Genomic DNA, 20,570 nt, shown 5'->3' on the forward strand with positions numbered 1-20,570 from the left:
GAATTCCCATGGCTTTTACCGACCCGTTCATCCGCCGTCCGGTTCTCGCTACCGTGGTCAGTCTGTTGATTGTACTGCTGGGCTTTCAGGCCTGGAGCAAGCTGCCGCTACGCCAGTACCCGCAAATGGAAAACGCCCTGATCACGGTGACCACCGCCTACCCCGGGGCCAACGCCGAGACCATCCAGGGCTACATCACCCAACCGATGCAGCAAAGCCTGGCCAGCGCCGAGGGCATCGACTACATGACCTCGGTCAGTCGCCAGAATTTCTCGGTGATCTCGATCTACGCGCGCGTCGGCGCCAATAGCGACCGTCTGTTTACCGAACTGCTGGCCAAGGCCAACGAGGTCAAGAACCAGCTGCCCCAGGACGCTGAAGACCCGGTGCTGAGCAAAGAATCGGCCGATGCGTCAGTGCTGATGTACATCAGCTACTTCAGCAAGGAGTTGAGCAACCCGCAGATTACCGATTACCTGTCACGGGTGATCCAGCCCAAGCTGGCGACCTTGCCCGGCATGGCCGAAGCCGAGATCCTCGGTAACCAGGTATTTGCCATGCGCCTGTGGCTGGACCCGATGAAGCTGGCGGGTTTCGGCCTCAGTGCCAGCGATGTGACCAATGCGGTGCGCCAGTACAACTTCCTCTCTGCCGCCGGCGAGGTGAAGGGCGAATACGTGGTCACCAGCATCAACGCCAATACCGAACTCAAGTCCGCCGAAGCCTTCGGGACGATTCCGCTCAAGGTCGATGGCGACAGCCGAGTGTTGCTGCGGGATGTGGCGCGCGTGGAAATGGGTGCGGAGAACTACGACTCCATCAGCTCGTTCGGTGGCACCCCGTCGGTGTACATCGGCATCAAGGCGACGCCCGGCGCCAACCCGCTGGAAGTGATCAAGGAAGTGCGCAAGATCATGCCGGACCTGGAGGCCCAGCTACCGCCGAACCTGAAAGGTGAAATCGCCTACGACGCCACTCTGTTCATCCAGGCCTCGATCGACGAAGTGGTGAAGACCCTGTTCGAAGCGGTGCTGATCGTGATTGTGGTGGTGTTCCTGTTCCTCGGTGCCCTGCGCTCGGTGGTGATCCCGGTGGTGACCATCCCGCTGTCGATGATCGGCGTCATGTTCTTCATGCAGATGATGGGGTACTCGATCAACCTGCTCACCCTGCTGGCGATGGTATTGGCCATCGGCCTGGTGGTGGACGATGCCATCGTGGTGGTGGAAAACATTCACCGTCACATCGAGGAAGGCAAGACACCGCTCGAGGCCGCCATTGAAGGCGCCCGGGAAATCGCCATGCCGGTGGTTTCGATGACTATCACCCTGGCGGCGGTGTACGCACCGATCGGTTTCCTGACCGGCCTGACCGGGGCGCTGTTCAAGGAGTTCGCCCTGACCCTGGCCGGCGCGGTGGTGATTTCCGGTATCGTCGCCCTGACCCTGTCGCCGATGATGTGTGCGTTTCTGCTGCGTCACGACGAGAACCCCAGCGGCCTGGCCCATCGCCTGGACATGATTTTCGAACGCCTCAAGCGCCGCTACCAGAGCCTGCTTCATGGCACCCTCAACACCCGGCCGGTGGTGCTGGTGTTCGCCGTGATCGTGTTGTGCCTGATTCCGGTCCTTCTCAACTTCACCAAATCGGAACTGGCGCCGGATGAGGACCAGGGCATCATTTTCATGATTGCCAACGCCCCGCAACCGACCAACCTCGACTACCTGAACACCTACACCGACGAGTTCGTCTCGATCTTCAAGGCGTTTCCCGAGTACTACTCGTCGTTCCAGATCAACGGTTTCAACGGCGTGCAATCGGGCATCGGCGGTTTCCTGCTCAAGCCATGGGACGATCGCAGTCGAACGCAAATGGCGATCCTGCCCGAGGTGCAAGCCAAACTGGAAAAGATCCCGGGGCTGCAGATCTTCGGCTTCAACCTGCCGTCGCTGCCGGGCACCGGCGAAGGCGTGCCGTTCCAGTTCGTCATCAACTCCGCCAACGATTACGAATTGCTGCTGCAGGTGGTCGACCGGGTAAAAAAACGTGCGAAGGAATCCGGCAAGTTTGCGTTTGTCCACGTTGACCTGGCCTTCGACAAGCCGGAAGTGGTGGTGGATATCGACCGCGCCAAGGCTGCGCAGATGGGGGTTTCCATGCAGGACTTGGGGGGGACCCTGGCGACCCTGCTGGGTGAAGGCGAGATCAACCGATTCACCATTGAAGGTCGCAGCTACAAGGTCATTGCCCAGGTCGAGCGGCCGTTCCGTGACAATCCGGACTGGCTGAACAATTACTACGTGAAAAACACCAAGGGTGAACTGTTGGCGTTGTCGACCCTGATCACCGTCACCGACCGTGCCCGACCGAGACAGCTGAACCAGTTCCAGCAACTCAACTCGGCCATCCTGTCCGGCGTGCCGCTGGTGAGCATGGGGGAAGCCATCGACCTCGTGCGCCAGATCGCCCGGGAAGAGGCACCCGCCGGTTTTGCCTTCGACTACGCTGGCGCATCGAGGCAGTACGTTCAGGAAGGCAGTGCCCTGTGGGTCACCTTTGCCCTGGCACTGGCGATCATTTTCCTGGTGCTGGCGGCCCAGTTCGAAAGCTTCCGCGACCCGCTGGTGATCCTGGTCACCGTGCCCCTGTCTATCTGCGGTGCATTGATTCCGCTGTTCCTGGGCTGGTCGAGCATGAACATCTATACCCAGGTCGGGCTGGTGACCTTGATCGGGCTGATCAGCAAGCACGGCATTCTGATCGTCGAGTTCGCCAACCAGTTACGCAAGGACAAGGGCCTGACCGCACGGGAAGCGGTGGAGGAAGCAGCGGCCATCCGGCTGCGTCCGGTCTTGATGACCACGGCGGCAATGGTGTTCGGCATGGTGCCATTGATCATCGCCAGCGGTGCTGGCGCGGTCAGCCGGTTCGACATCGGCACGGTCATCGCGACCGGCATGTCGATCGGCACACTGTTCACCTTGTTTGTATTGCCTTGCGTCTACACCTTGCTGGCCAAGCCGGATAAACCCTGATGCAGAAAAACCTGTGGGAGCCCGAAGTCAGGGCAACAAAAAAAGGCCTCGCATCAGCGAGGCCTTTCATTTTGGCTTCAATCGGTTCAACTCTGCGGCCTCAATCCCTGAGAAAGTCCGAACATGAACAGCAACAAGTCATGATCGGGTCGAGTGGCCACGGATGCCTTGGCAATCCGTGGCAACGGACAATGTTCTTCTGCGTTTATCGAGCTGAGAACCTGGGGGCGTGGTTGCTCCCAGGTTGCCATCGCGATCGATGCAACTGCCAAGGCTCCTACCAGAAACAAACCTCGTGCAATTTCGAGTTTCATCGCTATAAACCCTTGATAGCGCTGCCAAACGCCGTCTCATAAAAGTAGATGAGTTTTTCCCAGTCTGCGTCGCTGAACGACGAGTGGCGACGCAATTGCTTCATGTCATGGACAGCTGCGCGATGAGCCGTCAAACGCTGTCGGCATTTCTCCAGATCGATCAGGGCCACTTCGACCTTGGCCGTCTCGCCCTCACCGGTCACGCGAACGAATACGTGCTTGTCGTAAATACAACCGTGCTGCCAGCGGCCCTTGTGCATGCGAGCCAGGTTTTCAGCCAGATCCTTGAGCACTCGTTCGTTTATGGCTTCACCATGACGCTCGCGACCGCCACCGGCGTACCAGCGATCGATTTCCTCGAAGCCGTCCAGCGACTTGGTGACCAGCAAGGCACGCCACTTGTGCACTGGATCGCGCTGTGCACCACAAAAAACGATTTCCGGAACCCGTACGCCAAGCGCGGTCACACCGGTGAGCGCAGCATGCTCGCGCATGACCGTCGGCCGCCCGAAAGGGTGCTGCAAGCTACGATGGATATGCCCGGTCTGGCGCTTGACGTAGAGCAGTTGACCATCACTGCCCATCAGGCGTTGAACGCCGCTTTCCCCGCCGCGACGGACGTTGGGTTCTTCTACCCATTCACCGCGCTGATTCCAAAAGTAATCGAAGCGGTCCTGGGGAACGACTTCCGTTTCTGCTGCACACTGCACTGCCATCCTGTTACCTCTTGCGTAATACGTAAACTCGCCACATGGCATAGAGCGGCAAAAAGTCCAGTTGTTCCTGGATTCGGAAACCCGCCTGCTCAAATTCCTTCTCTACGGTAGCGGCCGGTAACACAAACCGGTTTTGGTAACCTTCCTGCCCACGGGTTTTCTCCGAACGCTTGCGTTTCCAGGCCTTGAAGTTGCCATCGACCCACAGCGAAAGGATCACGCTGTCGCGGGAAACCCGCTCGAACTCACGCAAAATAGCCATGCGATGCTTGGCTTCACCGATGTGGTGGAGCAAACGCATGCAAAAAATGCTGTCGACGGCGTTGTCCGGCAAGGCGATGTCGAATACAGATGTGTGCAAGGGTTGTACCCGCTTCACCACATCGGCAGGTTGCGCCTGGGTTGCGACCTTCAGCATGGACGGCGAGTTATCGGCACCGATGATCACTCGGTTGGATTTTTCCGCCAACAAGGGCCAAAAACGCCCTGCACCACAAGGCAAATCGAGGACCAGACCAGGCTCGCCAACCAGGGCCAGTGCCTTGCGCGCCAGTTGTTCGTCACGCCAGTGGGACAATCGACGGCCGAGACCTTCCTGGTGTTTGCGCAAATAGCGTTGCGCGTGTTGATCGTCGTACTTTTCGGAAAAATCGAGCTTGATCGGGCCGTCCATCATCAGGTCTCCTGAACTTCTGATAGCAGCTACCTTAGATTTTGTAGTGTCGGCGTCTGGTCATCCATTTGTGAAAATATCGTTATGGGAAAACCTGAAATATTACAGGGTTTTACAGAGTTGACAGGGTTTGCTGGACGCCTGACTTAACAGATCAAGTTCGGGACAGCTCCACCTGAAAACGGCAGCCACTGGGCTCCATCGTAGTCAGGCTGACGCTCCAGCCCTGGTTTTCACAAATCCGCTGCACCAGTGAAAGCCCCAGGCCCAAGCCTTCCCCGCGTTTTTCAGTGCCCCGAACGAAGGGTTCGAACATCGCCTCGCGTTTTTCTTCGGGAATGCCCACACCGCTGTCTTCGACCAGAAATCCCGTGCCCGTCAGGCTCAGGCGGATGAAGCCCCGTTCTGTGTAGTGCAAGGCGTTGCGCAGCAAGTTACCCATCACCGCGTGCAGGAGCGTCGCATTGTAGCCCTTGGCCTCAGGGTTGCCCGGTTCGAAGATCAGTTTCAACCCTTTGCTTTCAATGGGCCCGCGCCACAGACCGACCAGGCCCTCGGCTACCTGGCCCAGAGGCTGCTGCGGCGACATGCTGTTATCTTCGCGCTTGGCGCGGGCCAGCATCAGGAAGGTTTGCACCAGCTCACGCATTTCTTCACATGCCCGGGCAATGCGCTCGACCTGGGCGCGACCGCGCTGATCGAGACCTGGGTTTTCCAGCAACAACTCGCAGGAACTGGCCAGGATCATCAGGGGCGTACGCAATTCGTGGCTGACGTCGCTGGTGAACAAACGCTCGCGGGTCAGGGCCTGACGCAAGCGCCCGAGGGTGGCGTCGAAGGCCACGGCCAGTTCGCCCACTTCGTCGGCGGCATAATCCGGAGCCAAGGGAGGAGCCAAACCCAGCAGTTGATCGCGATGGCGTACCTGGCGGGCCAGCCGTACCACCGGCGCCATGACCTTGCGTGCCAGCACCCAGCCGAGAAATACAGCCAGTGCCAGGCTCAGTACGAAACCCACCAGCACCACGGCAAACAGCACCCGCTCGCGCTCTTCAAAATCGCTCTGATCCTGCAACAGCACGTAACGTCGGCCGTCGACGATTTCGACCATGGCATGGTACGACAGGTTTTCACGGAACACTTCGTGGAAACCCGGCTCCAGATGCCGCAAATCCTTGGGCAAATTGAAATCGCCTGGCCCGTTGCTGAAGTAGAACAATTGGTCCGGTTCGGGTCGGTGGCTCCAGTCCGTGACATTGTCCATCAGCAACAGGCGCTGCAAATCGCCGCCCAGACCGGCCGAAATCAGTTTTTCCTCCACCAGGTGCACGGTCGCCACGATGCCCATGGCAAAGGCACCCGCCACCAGTGCGCTCATCAGCGCAAAGGCAATGATGATGCGTTGAGCAAGGCTCTGCTTAAACTCCATCACGGCCCTCGGCCAGGCGATACCCCACACCGTGCACGGTTTGCAGTAATGGTTTGGCGAACGGCTTGTCGATCACCTGGCGCAGTTGGTGGACATGACTGCGCAGGCTGTCGCTGTCCGGGCAGTCGTCGCCCCAGAGCGCTTCTTCAAGAATTTCACGGCGCAACACATGAGGGCTTTTCTGCATCAACACGGCCAGCAACTTCAGGCCGACCGGGTTGAGTTTCAGTAACCGGCCTTCGCGAGTGACTTCCAGTGTGTCGAGGTCGTAGCTCAGGTCGCCGACCTGCAAGGTCCGCCGCCCGCCGCCCTGGGTTCGGCGCATGACCGCTTCGATACGCGCCGCCAGCTCAGACAGGGCGAACGGTTTGATCAGATAGTCATCGGCGCCGGACTTGAAGCCCTGCAGACGGTCATCCAGCTGATCGCGGGCCGTGAGCATGATCACCGGCGTTTCGCGGCGAGCATCCTCGCGCAGGCGCTTGCACAGGGTGTAGCCATCGATGCCGGGCAACATGATATCGAGCACGATCAAATCGTAGTGCTCGGTGGCCGCCAGGTGCAGGCCCGACAGACCATCCTGAGCGCAATCGACGGTATAGCCTTTGAGCCCCAGGTAATCGGCCAGGTTGGCCAGGATATCGCGGTTGTCTTCAACCAATAGAATTCGCATGGGTATCTCTCCGTCCACAGTAACGGCCGTCGTGGCCCGCGCAGCTTAAGGCGAAGTTCCGCTCAGGGCTAGGACTGAGTGAAGCGCAAAAGCGCGGAAATTGACCGATTACAGCCTTAACGAGTTTTTCACCGGCGATTCACATGCTGGCGACAGAATCGGGTTCAAACTCTGCGCGGCTGCGCATTTGAGAACATTTCACTGATCAAGGAACTAGCATGGTTTCGACCCTTGCCCGCCCTGCCCCTCGTCCGCTCAATTTCTGGGTGTGCCTTGGAGTCCCCGCCGTAGCTGCGATCATTCTGGTATTGCTCGAATTGACCAGTCTGGACATGGACCTGGCCAAGCTGTTTTACGACCCGGTCACCGGGGAATTCATCGGACGCCACAGTTACTTCCTCGAGGACATCCTGCACGATCGCGCCAAGCAAGTGGTCATCGCCTTCTCGGTGTTTGCCATCCTCGCCTTCATCGCTTCGTTCTTCATGGCCAGGCTCAAACCGCTCAAGCGGGAACTGGGTTGCCTGGTGCTGTCCCTGGGCCTGGCGACTTCCTTTGTCACGCCCATCAAAGCAGTGACCGCGGTGCAATGCCCATGGAGCCTCGAACAATTCGGCGGTCACGAGACCTACAGCGAACTGTTGAGTCCTCGCCCGCACACCGATAAACCAGGGCGTTGCTGGCCCGGCGGCCATGCGGCCACCGGCTTCACCCTGTTTGCCCTGTTTTTCGTACTGCGTGACCGTCGCCCGCGCATGGCTCGCGCAGCGTTGGTCTTCGCCTTTGCCCTCGGCTCGGTGTTCTCCATCGGGCGGATGATGCAGGGCGCGCACTTCTTCTCGCACAACGTGTGGACGGCGGTGTTCTGCTGGCTGATTTGTTTGGGGTCGTATTACTACGTTCTGTATCGACCGGCCTTGAGGGCGGATCGCGAGGCAAGTGCAGAACCTGTCAGCGCCTGACCTGACGCCTTCGCGGGCAAGCCACGCTCCCACAGAGACGATGCAGATCCTGTGGGAGCGTGGCTTGCCCGCGATGGGCGCGACGCAATCTCCAGCCAACCCCAAATTGAAGGCAATAAAAAACCCCGCCTGCTTTCGCAGACGGGGTTTTTTCGTACAGGGGTAAGGCTGGCTTACATCATGCCGCCCATGCCGCCCATACCGCCCATGTCTGGCATACCGCCGCCAGCTGCACCTTCTTTCTTCGGTGCATCAGCAACAGCGGCTTCGGTGGTCAGGATCAGACCGCCGATCGACGATGCAGCTTGCAGCGCGGAACGGGTGACCTTGGTCGGATCCAGGATGCCCATTTCGATCATGTCGCCGTATTCGCCAGTCGCAGCGTTGTAACCGAAGTTACCTTTGCCGTTCTTGACTTCGTTGACCACAACGCTTGGCTCGTCACCGCTGTTGGCAGCGATCTGACGCAGCGGTGCTTCAACGGCACGACGCAGAACAGCGATACCTACGTCCTGATCAGCGTTGTCGCCTTTCAGATCGTTCAGGGTTTGCAGAGCGCGGATCAGCGCAACGCCACCGCCAGGTACCACGCCTTCTTCAACGGCTGCACGAGTAGCGTGCAGGGCGTCTTCAACGCGGGCTTTCTTCTCTTTCATTTCAACTTCGGAACCAGCGCCAACCTTGATCACTGCAACGCCGCCGGACAGCTTGGCCAGACGCTCTTGCAGTTTTTCACGGTCGTAGTCCGAGGAAGTTTCGGCAACCTGAGCACGGATCTGAGTGATGCGTGCTTCGATGTCGCCGTGTACGCCAGCACCGTCAACGATGATGGTGTTTTCCTTGGACAGGGTCACGCGCTTGGCGCTGCCCAGGTTTTCCAGGGTTGCGCTTTCCAGGCTCAGGCCGATCTCTTCGGAGATAACGGTACCGCCGGTCAGAACGGCGATGTCCTGCAGCATGGCCTTGCGACGATCGCCGAAGCCTGGAGCCTTGACGGCTGCGACTTTAACGATGCCACGCATGTTGTTCACAACCAGAGTCGCCAGGGCTTCGCCTTCAACGTCTTCGGCCACGATCAGCAGTGGACGGCCGGCTTTGGCAACGGCTTCCAGCACTGGCAGCATTTCGCGGATGTTCGAGATCTTCTTGTCGACCAGCAGGATCAGCGGGCCGTCCAGCTCAGCGACCATGGTCTCTGGCTTGTTGACGAAGTACGGGGACAGGTAACCACGGTCGAACTGCATGCCTTCAACAACCGACAGTTCGTTTTCCAGGCCCGAGCCTTCTTCAACGGTGATCACGCCTTCTTTACCGACTTTTTCCATGGCTTCGGCAATGATGTCGCCGATGGAGTTGTCGGAGTTGGCCGAGATGGTGCCGACCTGAGCGATAGCCTTGGTGTCAGCGCATGGCTTGGACAGGTTTTTCAGCTCTTTGACGATGGCGATGGTCGCCTTGTCGATGCCGCGCTTGAGGTCCATCGGGTTCATGCCGGCAGCGACGGCTTTCAGGCCTTCGTTGACGATCGACTGAGCCAGAACGGTAGCGGTGGTAGTACCGTCACCAGCGTCATCGTTGGCACGGGAGGCAACGTCTTTGACCAGCTGCGCGCCCATGTTTTCGAAACGGTCTTCCAGTTCGATTTCTTTTGCTACGGAAACGCCGTCCTTGGTGATGGTCGGAGCGCCGAAGCTCTTCTCGATGATCACGTTACGGCCTTTCGGGCCCAGGGTCGCTTTTACTGCGTCAGCCAGGACGTTGACGCCCTTGAGCATTTTTTTACGGGCGGAATCGCCAAACAGAACTTCTTTAGCAGCCATGATCGATATTCCTTAAATACTTTGTAGTAGCGGGAAAATGAACGGGGGTATCAGCCTTCGATAACGGCGAGAATTTCGTTCTCGCTCATTACCAGCAGGTCTTCGCCGTCGACTTTCACAGTGTTGCTGCCGGAGTAAGGACCGAACACAACCTTGTCGCCCACTTTCACGGACAGTGCACGCACTTCACCGTTTTCCAGTACGCGGCCGGTGCCTACAGCGAGGATTTCGCCGCTGTTGGCTTTTTCAGCAGCCGAACCTGGCAGGACGATACCGCCAGCGGTTTTCTTTTCTTCTTCGCTGCGACGGATGACGACGCGGTCATGCAGAGGACGAAGCTTCATTGTCGATCTCTCCTAATTGTGGTTTTCATCGGCCGGTGTAGTCCCGGCGGGTTTAACAAAGGCCGGCGGTGCCGGTTGCGGTTCGTCAAGCGAACCGCGGAAGTCTGTCTGGCTTGTTCGCCAGAAACCTTGCGGTGACCGTTACATAAGGGCGCATAAGCTTATTACAAGGGCGGCGGTGAAAAATTTTTCAGGTCGATGCCCCGCAAACGAACACGGCACCCGAAGGTGCCGTGTCGATGTGCGTATTACTTGGTATCGCGGTGTTCGAACTCGCCTTCGATCACGTTGGGCTCGCGGCCCAGCGGCTCGCGAGGCACCGGGCCGCCACGGGCCTGGAGGTCGTCGGCGAACGCTCGCTGACGCATCGCCTGCTCTTCGGCGCGCTGACGCATTTTATTGGCCAGCAGGCGACGACTGAACGGCAGCAGCATGAACAGGCCGATCACATCGCTGATGAAGCCCGGAAGAATCAGCAGGCCACCGGCCAATGCCAGCATCAGGCCTTCGAGCATGGTCTGGGCCGGCAGTTCGCCGCGGCTCAGGCTTTCACGGGCACGCAGGGCCGTGGCCAGGCCGGCGATGCGCAGCACAAACACGCCGAACATCGAGCCGAGAATGATCAGCAGCAGGGCCGGGAAGAACCCGATGGACCCTGCCACCTTGACGAATACGAACAGCTCCAACACCGGGAACAGCAGAAAGAGCAACAAAAAAGGGCGCATCAAATGGTTCCTCAACGCAAGAATGCCTTGCCAGTTCACCTTAGATGACGTCGCCGTTTCGTGAATTCAAGCGTCGGCCACTTCATTTTTCGGCCAATGATCGGCGTGGGCCAGAGAAACCAAGGCTTCGCGAACTTGTGTCGGCGTATTACAAGGCGCTTGGAACGGTAACCAGTACAGACTTTGACCGATGCGCAGGTGCATGCCTTCGCAATCGATGCCGACCATTTGCGCCGGCACGTTTTTCGGCAGCCCGGCCAGATCGACGTAATGGGCGATGGCCTTGGCGTGATCGGCGTTCATGTGCTCGACCATGCTCACTTCGGCCTTGCCGGCGAACGGGTTGGCCAGGGTCAGCTCGTTGACCCAATGAATCGCGCCAAAACCGCCGATGTAACGGTGGCGTACAGGCTCAAGCACCCAGAAATCGAAATCGTGGGCCTTGTGATAACCCTTCGACTCCGGGAAGTAGCGGTAGTAACGCTCGGAGGCAGCGTCGATGGCGGCTTCGTCTTCGAGCTGCTGCGCCTCAGCCAGGTAAGTCAGTCGACCAACGGCCTGGACATCTTCGGCACCACGTTCGCCGACAAAGAGCGAGCATTTCCGATCTTTTTGCAGATTATGAGTGTGCTGGGCGATGCGGCTGATCAGGATCAGCGGCCGGCCCTGCTCGTCCAGGCAGTACGGAACCACGGAACCGAACGGAAAACCGGGCATTGATTTGGAGTGCGTCGAGAGCACCCCACGGTATTCCTTGAGAAGCAATTCTCGTGCATGCTTAGCCGCTTCAACGCTCAATTTATGACTCCTTAAATAGAATCCGTCAGAAAAACGGACGAGCTGCTGGCGAAAGTCCCAGCACGCCATCGGGGGCAGTTCTCATGTGCAGCCAAGCCAGGTCAGGCGCAGATCGAGAGGCCCTCTAAAGGAAACCACTCAGACCTGCTACCGGGGCATGCGAATGCAACTCACTGACAAAGTAATCATTATCACTGGCGGTTGCCAGGGTTTAGGCCGCTCCATGGCCGAGTATTTCGCAGGCCTGGGCGCGAAACTCGCGCTGGTGGACCTGAACCAGGAAAAACTCGACGACGCCGTCGCGGCCTGCAAGGCCCAAGGTGTCGAGGCCCGCGCCTACCTGTGCAACGTGGCCAACGAAGAGCAAGTGACCCACATGGTTGCCCAGGTCGCTGAAGATTTCGGCGCGATCCATGGCTTGATCAACAACGCCGGGATCCTGCGCGACGGCCTGTTGCTCAAGGTCAAGGATGGCGAAATGACCAAGATGAGCCTGGCCCAGTGGCAGGCCGTCATCGACGTCAACCTGACCGGCGTGTTCCTGTGCACCCGTGAAGTCGCGGCGAAAATGGTCGAGCTGAACAACACTGGCGCGATCATCAATATCTCGTCGATTTCCCGCGCCGGCAACGTCGGTCAGACCAACTACTCCGCCGCCAAGGCCGGTGTTGCTGCGGCGACCGTGACCTGGGCCAAGGAACTGGCACGCTACGGCATTCGCGTCGCCGGCATTGCACCGGGCTTCATCGAAACCGAAATGACCCTGGGCATGAAGCCTGAAGCGCTGGAGAAGATGACTGCGGGGATCCCGCTCAAGCGCATGGGCAAGCCTGAGGAAATCGCCCATTCGGCGGCTTACATCTTCGAGAACGACTATTACACCGGTCGGATTCTGGAGATGGATGGCGGGTTGCGGATCTAAATCCACCACAAAACAACTACTGTAGGAGCGAGCTTGCTCGCGATGGTGTGTCAGGCACATTGGTGTAACTGACCCACCATCGCGAGCAAGCTCGCTCCTACAAGGGGATTGCGTTCACACCCTCAGTCGTCGCTGACGCTGATGTTCGGCATCGCCGGCGTCAACGCTTCCTGCAACACGATCCGCGCGCCGACATGGCGGGCCAGTTCCTGGTAAACCATCGCAATCTGGCTATCAGGCTCGGCGATCACTGTTGGCTTGCCGCCATCGGCCTGCTCGCGGATGACCATCGACAGCGGCAGCGAAGCCAGCAGTTCAACGCCATACTGGTTGGCCAGTTTCACACCACCGCCTTCGCCAAACAGATGCTCGGCATGTCCGCAGTTGGAGCAGATGTGCACGGCCATGTTTTCCACCACGCCCAGCACCGGGATGTTGACCTTGCGGAACATTTCCACGCCCTTGCGTGCGTCCAGCAATGCCAGGTCCTGCGGGGTGGTCACGATAACCGCACCGGCCACTGGCACTTTCTGCGCCAGGGTCAACTGGATGTCACCGGTGCCTGGCGGCATGTCGATGACCAGGTAATCGAGGTCACCCCACGCGGTCTGCGTGACCAGTTGCAACAGGGCGCCCGAAACCATCGGCCCGCGCCAGACCATCGGCGTGTTGTCGTCGGTGAGGAAAGCCATGGACATCACTTCGACGCCATGGGACTTGAGCGGAACGAACCATTTCTGATCCTTGACCTCGGGGCGGGTGCGCTCGGGGATGCCGAACATGATGCCCTGGCTCGGGCCGTAGATATCCGCATCGAGAATCCCGACCTTGGCGCCTTCCCGGGCCAGAGCCAGGGCCAGGTTGGCCGCCGTGGTGGATTTGCCCACGCCGCCCTTGCCGGACGCCACGGCCACCACGTTTTTCACGTTCGCCAAGCCCGGAATCTGCGCCTGAGCCTTGTGCGCGGCGATCACGCTGGTGATTTCGACCTTGGCACTTGCCACGCCATCCAGCCCCTGAATGGCCATTTCCAGCATCTGCGCCCAGCCACTCTTGAACAGACCGGCGGCGTAACCCAGTTCAAGCTGAACGCTGACGCGGTCGCCCTGGATCTCGATGTTGCGCACGCACCCGGCGCTGACCGGGTCCAGGTTCAGGTAAGGGTCGGTGTATTGGCGAAGGACGGCTTCCACCGCTGCGCGATTGACGGCGCTCATGGGCAACTCCGAAAACAGGACTGGAAAAGATAGTGGCTATCGTACCTGTTCCGAGCGTTCGGCGGGATGTTGAACCTTCACCTGTTACTCATCCAATGAAACAGGCTCACAGGGTGAAAAATATGCGCCGGCGCTTTATAGTGGCCGACCTCCGTTTCATCAAGTAGCCGAGCCCCATGTCCGAGCCACGCAAGATCCTCGTCACCAGCGCCCTGCCCTATGCCAATGGTTCGATTCACCTCGGCCATATGCTGGAATACATCCAGACCGATATGTGGGTGCGTTTCCAGAAGCACCGCGGCAATCAATGCATCTATGTCTGCGCCGACGACGCCCACGGTTCGGCGATCATGCTGCGCGCGGAAAAGGAAGGCATCACCCCGGAACAACTGATCGCCAATGTCCAGGCTGAACACAGCGCCGACTTTGCCGACTTCCTGGTGGACTTCGACAACTTCCACTCCACTCACGCCGAAGAAAACCGTGAGCTGTCGAGCCAGATCTACCTGAAGCTTCGCGACGCTGGGCACATTGCCCAGCGATCGATCACCCAGTATTTCGACCCGGAAAAGAAAATGTTCCTGGCCGACCGCTTCATCAAGGGCACCTGCCCGAAATGCGGCACGGAAGACCAGTACGGCGATAACTGCGAAAAATGCGGTGCAACCTACGCACCGACCGACCTGAAGGATCCGAAGTCGGCAATCTCTGGCGCCACCCCGGTGCTCAAGGATTCCCAGCACTTCTTCTTCAAACTGCCGGACTTCCAGGAAATGCTGCAAGCCTGGACCCGCAGCGGCACTCTGCAAGAAGCCGTCGCCAACAAGATCGCCGAATGGCTGGATGCCGGCCTGCAACAGTGGGACATCTCCCGCGATGCACCGTATTTCGGTTTTGAAATCCCCGACGAGCCGGGCAAGTACTTCTACGTGTGGCTGGATGCGCCGATCGGTTACATGGCCAGCTTCAAGAACCTGTGCAACCGCACGCCGGAGCTGGACTTCGACGCGTTCTGGGGCAAGGACTCCACCGCCGAGCTGTACCACTTCATCGGCAAGGACATCGTCAACTTCCACGCCCTGTTCTGGCCAGCCATGCTCGAGGGCGCGGGCTACCGCAAGCCGACCGGCATCAACGTGCACGGCTACCTGACTGTCAACGGTCAGAAAATGTCCAAGTCCCGCGGCACCTTCATCAAGGCCCGGACCTACCTGGACCACCTGTCGCCGGAATACCTGCGCTATTACTACGCGGCCAAGCTGGGCCGTGGCGTTGATGACCTCGATCTGAACCTCGAAGACTTCGTGCAGAAGGTCAACTCCGACCTGGTGGGCAAGGTCGTCAACATCGCCAGCCGTTGTGCCGGTTTCATCAACAAGGGCAATGCCGGCGTAATGGTCGACACCAACGCCGCGCCTGAACTGACCGAAGCCTTCCTGGCCGCCGCGCCAGGTATCGCCGACGCCTATGAAGCCCGCGACTTTGCCCGTGCCATGCGCGAGATCATGGGCCTGGCCGACCGCGCCAACGCCTGGATCGCCGACAAGGCGCCGTGGTCGTTGAACAAACAGGAAGGCAAACAGGATGAAGTCCAGGCCATCTGCGCCACAGGCGTCAACCTGTTCCGCCAACTGGTGATCTTCCTCAAGCCGGTGCTGCCGCTGCTGGCCGCCGACGCCGAGGCGTTCCTCAACGTCGCGCCGCTGACCTGGAACGATCACGCGACCTTGCTCGGCAATCACCAGCTGAACGAGTTCAAGCCGCTGATGACCCGCATCGACCCGGTAAAAGTGCAAGCCATGACCGACGCCTCGAAAGAAGACCTGACCGCCAGCCAGACCGACACTGGCGAAGCCGCACCTGCCGGCAATGGCGAACTGGCCAAGGATCCGCTGTCGCCGGAAATCGAGTTCGACACCTTTGCCGCTGTCGACCTGCGTGTCGCGCTGATCGTCAAGGCTGAACACGTGGAAGGTGCCGACAAGCTGTTGCGCCTGACCCTGGATATCGGTGACGAGCAACGCAACGTATTCTCCGGGATCAAGAGCGCTTACCCGGACCCGTCCAAGCTCGATGGGCGCCTGACCATGATGATCGCCAACCTCAAGCCACGGAAAATGAAGTTCGGTATCTCCGAAGGCATGGTGATGGCGGCAGGCCCTGGCGGAGAAGAAATCTACCTGCTCAGCCCTGACAGCGGCGCCAAGCCTGGCCAGCGCATCAAGTAAGGTCTGCGGCAAATCGATCCCACAGTCGTGCCTGGCGCGGCTGTGGGATTTTCATGTCTGGCCCACCCTCCCGCCTTGCCGGATAATGCCTAAGCTTTTTAGACCATCTCCTGTAGGAGCGAGCTCGCTCGCGATGGTCGTTAACGATTATGCGTGTCCACAGGTTGAACGCAGCGCCCTTGAGTCCATCGTCGGAACGCCGCCCGGACCAAGCTCGCTCCTACAAAAACTACCGTTCTTGTCGGCACGAACAATGACCGAAATCCTGCTTACGCTTATCAGCGCTGCCCTGATCAACAACCTCGTGTTGCAATGGCCATTGGCCGTCGATCCACTGTTGGCCGGTCAGCGTCGTCAGGTACATGCCCTGGGCATTGCGACGACATGCCTGATGCTGGTCGTGGGCATGCTCGGCTACGCGCTCTATCAATGGATGCTGGTCCCACTACAATTGACGCCGCTGCGTCTGTTTGTGTTTCTGCCATTGAGCGTGCTGCTGATCAGCCCGTTGCTGAAGTTGCTGGCGCGGTTGTTTTCGACACTACCATTCGAAGGCCTCTGGCCGTTGCTGCTGGGCAATGCTGGCGTACTCGGCGTGGCCCTGCTCAATGCTCAGGAAGACAAGGGTTTTTTTCACGCCACTGCCTTGAGCCTCGGTGCAGGGTTGGGCTTCTGGCTGGTGTTGAGCCTGTTCACTGATTTGCGTGAACGCACGGCCGACAACGATGTTCCCCTGCCCTTTCGCGGCTTGCCGATCGACCTGATTGGTGCCGGCCTGATCGCAGTGGCTTTTCTCGGATTCAGCGGACTGATCAAAACATGAGTCTGATTCAATGCATCGACGCACTCTTGCCGCAAACCCAATGCGGCAAGTGCGGGCACCCCGGGTGCAAGCCGTATGCCGAAGGCATCGCCAGCGGTGAGCCGATCAACAAGTGCCCTCCCGGAGGCAACGAAACCATCGCGGCCCTGGCTGAACTGCTGAAGGTGCCGGTGCTGGAGTTGGACATCACTCGCGGCTCGGCACCTGCGCAGATCGCCTATATCCGCGAGGCCGAGTGCATTGGTTGCACCAAGTGCATTCAGGCCTGCCCGATCGATGCCATCGTCGGCGCGGCCAAGCTGATGCACACGGTGATCATTGATGAGTGCACCGGTTGCGACCTCTGCGTGGCACCGTGCCCGGTGGACTGCATCGAAATGCGCCCACTGCCGCCGAACACTGTACTGCCTGTTGTCGGGGGCCTGGCCCTCACACCGCAGGCGCGGCAGGCCCGCAACCTCAAGCGCGATCACGCACGGCGCCGCTTCGAACAACGCAATGCCCGCTTGCAGCGTGAGGAGCAACAGAAAATCGCCGAGCGCCAGGCAAGGCAGCGAGCCGCGCAACCTGCCGAGACGACAGCCGACCCGGTGCAGGCGGCCCTCGAGCGCGTCCGCGCACAGAAAACCGCCAATGCCGATGCCGCGCTGAAAAAGGCCAAGATCGAGGTGGCGATGAGTCGGGCGCAGTTGCACAAATCGCTGAAGGCCTTCGGGCATCCGCCGACCTTCGAACAGCAATCGCAGTTGATCGCACTGCAACAACAGTTCGAAGCCGCCGAACAAAACCTGGCGCAACTGGAAAGCGCCGCTCCACCTTCCCCTGCACCGACGGTCGCGGCTGCGTCGTCAAATGATGCCGATCTGAAACGGGCCAAAATCCAGTTGGCCATGCGCCGCGCCGAACTCAAGAAGGCTCAGGCCAACGAAGCACCAGCGGAACAAATCGAAGCCCTGGAACGCGCACTCGGTGAAGCCGAACGCCTGGTGGACGCCCATGCCAGCCCTTGACGCGGTGGATGATCGCCTGCAACAGGCGATGAAACTGGTGCTGTTGGCCACGCTGCCGGGAATCCTGGCGGCGTTCTGGCTGTACGGCTGGGGTGTGTTGATCAATCTGCTTCTGGCGGCCACTGCCGCGTTGGCCGTCGAGGCCGCCGTCGTGCAATGGCGCAAGCAGCCGCCGGGGCCAACTTTGAGTGACGGTAGCGCGCTGGTCAGTGCCACATTGCTGGCTCTGGCACTGCCGCCTTACTGCCCATGGTGGCTGACCCTCAGTGCTGCCGCTTCTGCGATGGTGTTCGGCAAGCACTTGTATGGTGGCGTCGGTTCGAATCCCTTCAACCCGGCGATGCTTGGCTTGGCTCTGGTACTGGTGACCTTTCCCCAACCAATGACCCATTGGCCATTGCCCCATGGCATGGATCTGTTGAGCGGCCTGCAGCACGTGTTTGGCATCGGCCATGTGCCGGATGCGTGGGTGCAGGCCACGGCACTGGACAGTCTGCGGATCAACAAAAGCCTGACCATGGATGAACTGTTTGCCGGCAACCCGGCATTCGGCCACTTTGGCGGCCGGGGGGTGGAATGGGTGAACCTGGCCTTTGTGGCGGGTGGAGCGTTTCTCCTGCAACGAAGGGTGATCAGCTGGCATGCACCGGTCGGCATGCTGGCCAGCCTGTTCATCATCAGCCTGTTGTGCTGGAACGGCTCGGGCTCCGACTCCCATGGCTCGCCGTTGTTTCATCTGCTGACCGGCGCGACCATGCTGGGTGCGTTCTTCATCATCACCGAACCGGTGTCCGGCGCCAGAAGCCCTGGCGCGAAACTGTTGTTCGGCGCTGGTGTTGGGCTTCTCACTTATCTGATTCGTACCTGGGGTGGCTACCCGGACGGCATCGCCTTCGCTGTGCTGTTGATGAACCTGTGCGTGCCGGCGCTGGAGCGGTTCGTGGCGGCCAGGCAACAGCCGGAGGCGCCATGAACCGGACATCAAGCATCGCGCTTGTGGTGCTTTTGGCCGCACTGGGCCTTGGCGTGACGTACTTCGTACAACTCGGCAGCGCGCCACGCATTGCAGCCGAACAGCGCCTGATCGACAGCCGTAACCTGCTGGACCTGATCGCGCCGGACAGCTACGACAATCAACCACTCGAACACCCCATAACGATTGAAGCAGCCGCACTGACCAACAGCACCTTGCTGGGTGGTTATCTGGCGACCCGGGCCGATCAGCCCGTCGCGGTCTTGCTGCGCAGTCAAACCCTTGGCTACGCCGGTGCCATCGACCTGTTGATCGCAGTCGACGCCAATGGCAGGTTGCTGGGCGTCAAAACCCTCAAACAGTCGGAAACACCAGGACTTGGGGCTCGGATCGCCGACTGGCCCAATGCCTGGCTCCAGGTTTTTTCCGGCAAGTCTCGAACAGAACCCGGTGACAGCGGCTGGGCGCTGAAAAAGGATCAGGGACAGTTCGATCAGATCGCAGGCGCAACCATCACCTCAAGAGCGGTGATCAATGCCGTCCACGATGCCTTGCGCTACTTCGATGAACACCGGCAACAACTGCTCGGAATCCCTGCCCATGGATAACTCATCGACTCTGCGCAACGCCTTGATGCTGACGCCACTGATCGGCGTCACCCACTCGCTGATGGCTGCAGTTGGCCTGTGCCTGATGTTCTTGGTGGTGACTCAGTTGTTCGGTCTGGCCATGGGTGCCCTGCGATCTCGACTGGTCCCGGCGACCCGTATGCTGGCCAGCATCCTGTTGGCAGCCACCCTCACCAGTTGCGCGGAACTCATGGCACAAGCCTGGTCGCTGCAATGGCAGCAGCATCTGGGGATTTATGGAGCCTTGATCGCCTTGCAATGCGTTGTACTGGAACACACCGGGGTCTTTCAGAGCGATTGGCGTCAACGCCTGCGACTCAATAGCCTGTTTGCCACGCTGATGATCACGCTGGGCCTGCTGCGCGAACTCATCGGCAACGGAACACTTGGAAACCATCTATCGTGGCTGTTCGGTGCAACGCAAACTGACTGGCATGGCTGGGTGCTGGTGGCTGACGGCGGACTGCGCCTGACCACACTGGTCCCTGGCGGGTTCATCATGCTCGGACTCCTGATCGCCGCCTGGCAGGCCTGGCGCCCGACGCCCACACATTGATTGCCTTCGAGGAAACGCACTGCCCATGAATGCCGCAAAACGTCTGGAAATTTTCCGCCGACTGCACGAGGACAACCCGGAACCAAAGACCGAACTGGCCTATTCCTCCCCCTTCGAATTACTGATTGCCGTGATTCTCTCGGCGCAGTCCACCGATGTCGGCGTCAACAAGGCCACAGCCAGGCTTTTCCCGGTCGCCAATACCCCGGCAGCGATGCATGCCCTGGGTGTCGAAGGGCTGTCGGAGTACATCAAGACCATCGGGCTGTACAACAGCAAAGCGAAAAACGTGATCGAAACCTGCCGTTTGCTGGTCGAGCGTCACGCCGGCGAGGTCCCACAAACCCGCGAAGAGCTGGAAGCACTGCCCGGCGTCGGCCGCAAGACCGCCAACGTGGTACTCAATACGGCATTCCGTCAGCTGACCATGGCCGTCGACACGCATATTTTCAGGGTCAGCAACCGGACTGGCATTGCTCCCGGCAAGAATGTGGTGGAAGTCGAGAAAAAACTGATGAAGTTCGTGCCCAAGGAGTACCTGCTCGACTCCCATCACTGGCTGATCCTTCATGGTCGCTATGTTTGCCTGGCCCGCAAGCCCCGATGCGGAAGCTGCCGGATCGAGGATTTGTGCGAATACAAGCACAAAACCTCCGACGATTGAGGCGCTATTGGGTTTATTGATTTGTCGATTGAAAAAATCTTTTTTACCCGCCGGGAGAA

At 59.5% G+C, this 20,570-nt stretch carries 20 protein-coding genes; 10 read left to right on the forward strand and 10 right to left on the reverse strand.

Annotated features, from left to right (window positions below; all coding sequences use genetic code 11):
* The first annotated feature begins 8 nt into the window (after positions 1 to 8).
* Complete coding sequence (locus AC1Q6Y_RS04485; RefSeq protein WP_090457523.1) at positions 9 to 3,035, forward strand: multidrug efflux RND transporter permease subunit; 3,027 nt, start codon at positions 9 to 11, stop codon at positions 3,033 to 3,035.
* 86 nt (positions 3,036 to 3,121) lie between these two features.
* Here the strand turns inward: AC1Q6Y_RS04485 and AC1Q6Y_RS04490 are convergent, their stop codons facing one another.
* The 5 genes from AC1Q6Y_RS04490 to colR form a co-directional block, all read right to left on the reverse strand.
* Entirely contained in the window at positions 3,122 to 3,349 is a 228-nt protein-coding gene (locus tag AC1Q6Y_RS04490; protein ID WP_079246712.1) for a hypothetical protein, read from the reverse strand.
* A gap of 2 nt (positions 3,350 to 3,351) precedes the next feature.
* Complete coding sequence (locus AC1Q6Y_RS04495) at positions 3,352 to 4,065, reverse strand: lipopolysaccharide kinase InaA family protein (RefSeq protein ID WP_057713452.1); 714 nt, start codon at positions 4,063 to 4,065, stop codon at positions 3,352 to 3,354.
* Positions 4,066 to 4,069: 4 nt separating this feature from the next.
* Positions 4,070 to 4,738: a class I SAM-dependent methyltransferase gene (locus AC1Q6Y_RS04500; RefSeq protein ID WP_057716567.1), complete on the reverse strand. Its 669-nt coding sequence runs from the start codon at positions 4,736 to 4,738 to the stop codon at positions 4,070 to 4,072.
* A 154-nt stretch (positions 4,739 to 4,892) separates the two neighbouring features.
* Entirely contained in the window at positions 4,893 to 6,167 is a 1,275-nt protein-coding gene (locus AC1Q6Y_RS04505; RefSeq protein WP_057713451.1) for a sensor histidine kinase, read from the reverse strand.
* On the reverse strand, positions 6,157 to 6,840 hold the full coding sequence (colR, locus tag AC1Q6Y_RS04510; protein ID WP_007985839.1) for a two-component system response regulator ColR: 684 nt from the start codon (positions 6,838 to 6,840) through the stop codon (positions 6,157 to 6,159). Before colR ends, AC1Q6Y_RS04505 begins: the two co-directional genes overlap by 11 nt.
* A gap of 218 nt (positions 6,841 to 7,058) precedes the next feature.
* Here colR and AC1Q6Y_RS04515 point away from each other — a divergent pair, with 218 nt between their 5' ends.
* On the forward strand, positions 7,059 to 7,802 hold the full coding sequence (locus AC1Q6Y_RS04515; protein WP_492624090.1) for a phosphatase PAP2 family protein: 744 nt from the start codon (positions 7,059 to 7,061) through the stop codon (positions 7,800 to 7,802).
* 173 nt (positions 7,803 to 7,975) lie between these two features.
* On the opposite strand, the gene groL is transcribed toward AC1Q6Y_RS04515, so the two are convergent.
* From groL to AC1Q6Y_RS04535, 4 genes are all read right to left on the reverse strand, one after another.
* On the reverse strand, positions 7,976 to 9,622 hold the full coding sequence (gene groL, locus AC1Q6Y_RS04520; protein ID WP_090457529.1) for a chaperonin GroEL: 1,647 nt from the start codon (positions 9,620 to 9,622) through the stop codon (positions 7,976 to 7,978).
* Between the two features lie 50 nt (positions 9,623 to 9,672).
* Positions 9,673 to 9,966 carry a co-chaperone GroES gene (locus AC1Q6Y_RS04525; RefSeq protein WP_007985847.1) on the reverse strand — a complete coding sequence of 98 codons (294 nt, stop codon included), beginning with the start codon at positions 9,964 to 9,966 and terminating at the stop codon, positions 9,673 to 9,675.
* 248 nt (positions 9,967 to 10,214) lie between these two features.
* The gene (locus tag AC1Q6Y_RS04530; RefSeq protein ID WP_218494259.1) at positions 10,215 to 10,691 is read right to left on the reverse strand and encodes an FxsA family protein; all 477 of its coding nucleotides are present in this window, start codon (positions 10,689 to 10,691) and stop codon (positions 10,215 to 10,217) included.
* A gap of 66 nt (positions 10,692 to 10,757) precedes the next feature.
* The gene (locus AC1Q6Y_RS04535; RefSeq protein ID WP_057713448.1) at positions 10,758 to 11,489 is read right to left on the reverse strand and encodes a HugZ family pyridoxamine 5'-phosphate oxidase; all 732 of its coding nucleotides are present in this window, start codon (positions 11,487 to 11,489) and stop codon (positions 10,758 to 10,760) included.
* A gap of 163 nt (positions 11,490 to 11,652) precedes the next feature.
* Here AC1Q6Y_RS04535 and AC1Q6Y_RS04540 point away from each other — a divergent pair, with 163 nt between their 5' ends.
* Complete coding sequence (locus AC1Q6Y_RS04540; protein ID WP_223501961.1) at positions 11,653 to 12,411, forward strand: SDR family oxidoreductase; 759 nt, start codon at positions 11,653 to 11,655, stop codon at positions 12,409 to 12,411.
* 122 nt (positions 12,412 to 12,533) lie between these two features.
* Here the strand turns inward: AC1Q6Y_RS04540 and apbC are convergent, their stop codons facing one another.
* Positions 12,534 to 13,628 carry an iron-sulfur cluster carrier protein ApbC gene (gene apbC / locus AC1Q6Y_RS04545; RefSeq protein ID WP_057713446.1) on the reverse strand — a complete coding sequence of 365 codons (1,095 nt, stop codon included), beginning with the start codon at positions 13,626 to 13,628 and terminating at the stop codon, positions 12,534 to 12,536.
* Positions 13,629 to 13,804: 176 nt separating this feature from the next.
* On the opposite strand from apbC, the gene metG reads away from it, so the two are divergent.
* From metG to nth, 7 genes are all read left to right on the forward strand, one after another.
* On the forward strand, positions 13,805 to 15,856 hold the full coding sequence (metG, locus tag AC1Q6Y_RS04550; RefSeq protein ID WP_492624091.1) for a methionine--tRNA ligase: 2,052 nt from the start codon (positions 13,805 to 13,807) through the stop codon (positions 15,854 to 15,856).
* A 253-nt stretch (positions 15,857 to 16,109) separates the two neighbouring features.
* Positions 16,110 to 16,679, forward strand: a complete 570-nt coding sequence (locus AC1Q6Y_RS04555) for an electron transport complex protein RnfA (RefSeq protein ID WP_154860461.1) — start codon at positions 16,110 to 16,112, stop codon at positions 16,677 to 16,679.
* A complete protein-coding gene (rsxB, locus tag AC1Q6Y_RS04560) occupies positions 16,676 to 17,689 on the forward strand; it encodes an electron transport complex subunit RsxB (protein ID WP_057713443.1) in 1,014 nt (337 codons plus the stop codon). Before AC1Q6Y_RS04555 ends, rsxB begins: the two co-directional genes overlap by 4 nt.
* A complete protein-coding gene (locus AC1Q6Y_RS04565) occupies positions 17,676 to 18,662 on the forward strand; it encodes an RnfABCDGE type electron transport complex subunit D (RefSeq protein WP_057713442.1) in 987 nt (328 codons plus the stop codon). Before rsxB ends, AC1Q6Y_RS04565 begins: the two co-directional genes overlap by 14 nt.
* Positions 18,659 to 19,270, forward strand: coding sequence for an RnfABCDGE type electron transport complex subunit G (locus AC1Q6Y_RS04570; RefSeq protein ID WP_057713441.1), 612 nt, complete (start codon positions 18,659 to 18,661; stop codon positions 19,268 to 19,270). Before AC1Q6Y_RS04565 ends, AC1Q6Y_RS04570 begins: the two co-directional genes overlap by 4 nt.
* Positions 19,263 to 19,847: an Rnf-Nqr domain containing protein gene (locus AC1Q6Y_RS04575; RefSeq protein WP_407514593.1), complete on the forward strand. Its 585-nt coding sequence runs from the start codon at positions 19,263 to 19,265 to the stop codon at positions 19,845 to 19,847. The genes AC1Q6Y_RS04570 and AC1Q6Y_RS04575 overlap by 8 nt, the downstream gene beginning before the upstream one ends.
* A gap of 25 nt (positions 19,848 to 19,872) precedes the next feature.
* Entirely contained in the window at positions 19,873 to 20,511 is a 639-nt protein-coding gene (gene nth / locus AC1Q6Y_RS04580; RefSeq protein ID WP_057713439.1) for an endonuclease III, read from the forward strand.
* The last annotated feature ends 59 nt before the right edge of the window (positions 20,512 to 20,570 follow it).

It is taken from the genome of Pseudomonas sp. GW823-FHT06E10, from assembly GCF_058794995.1.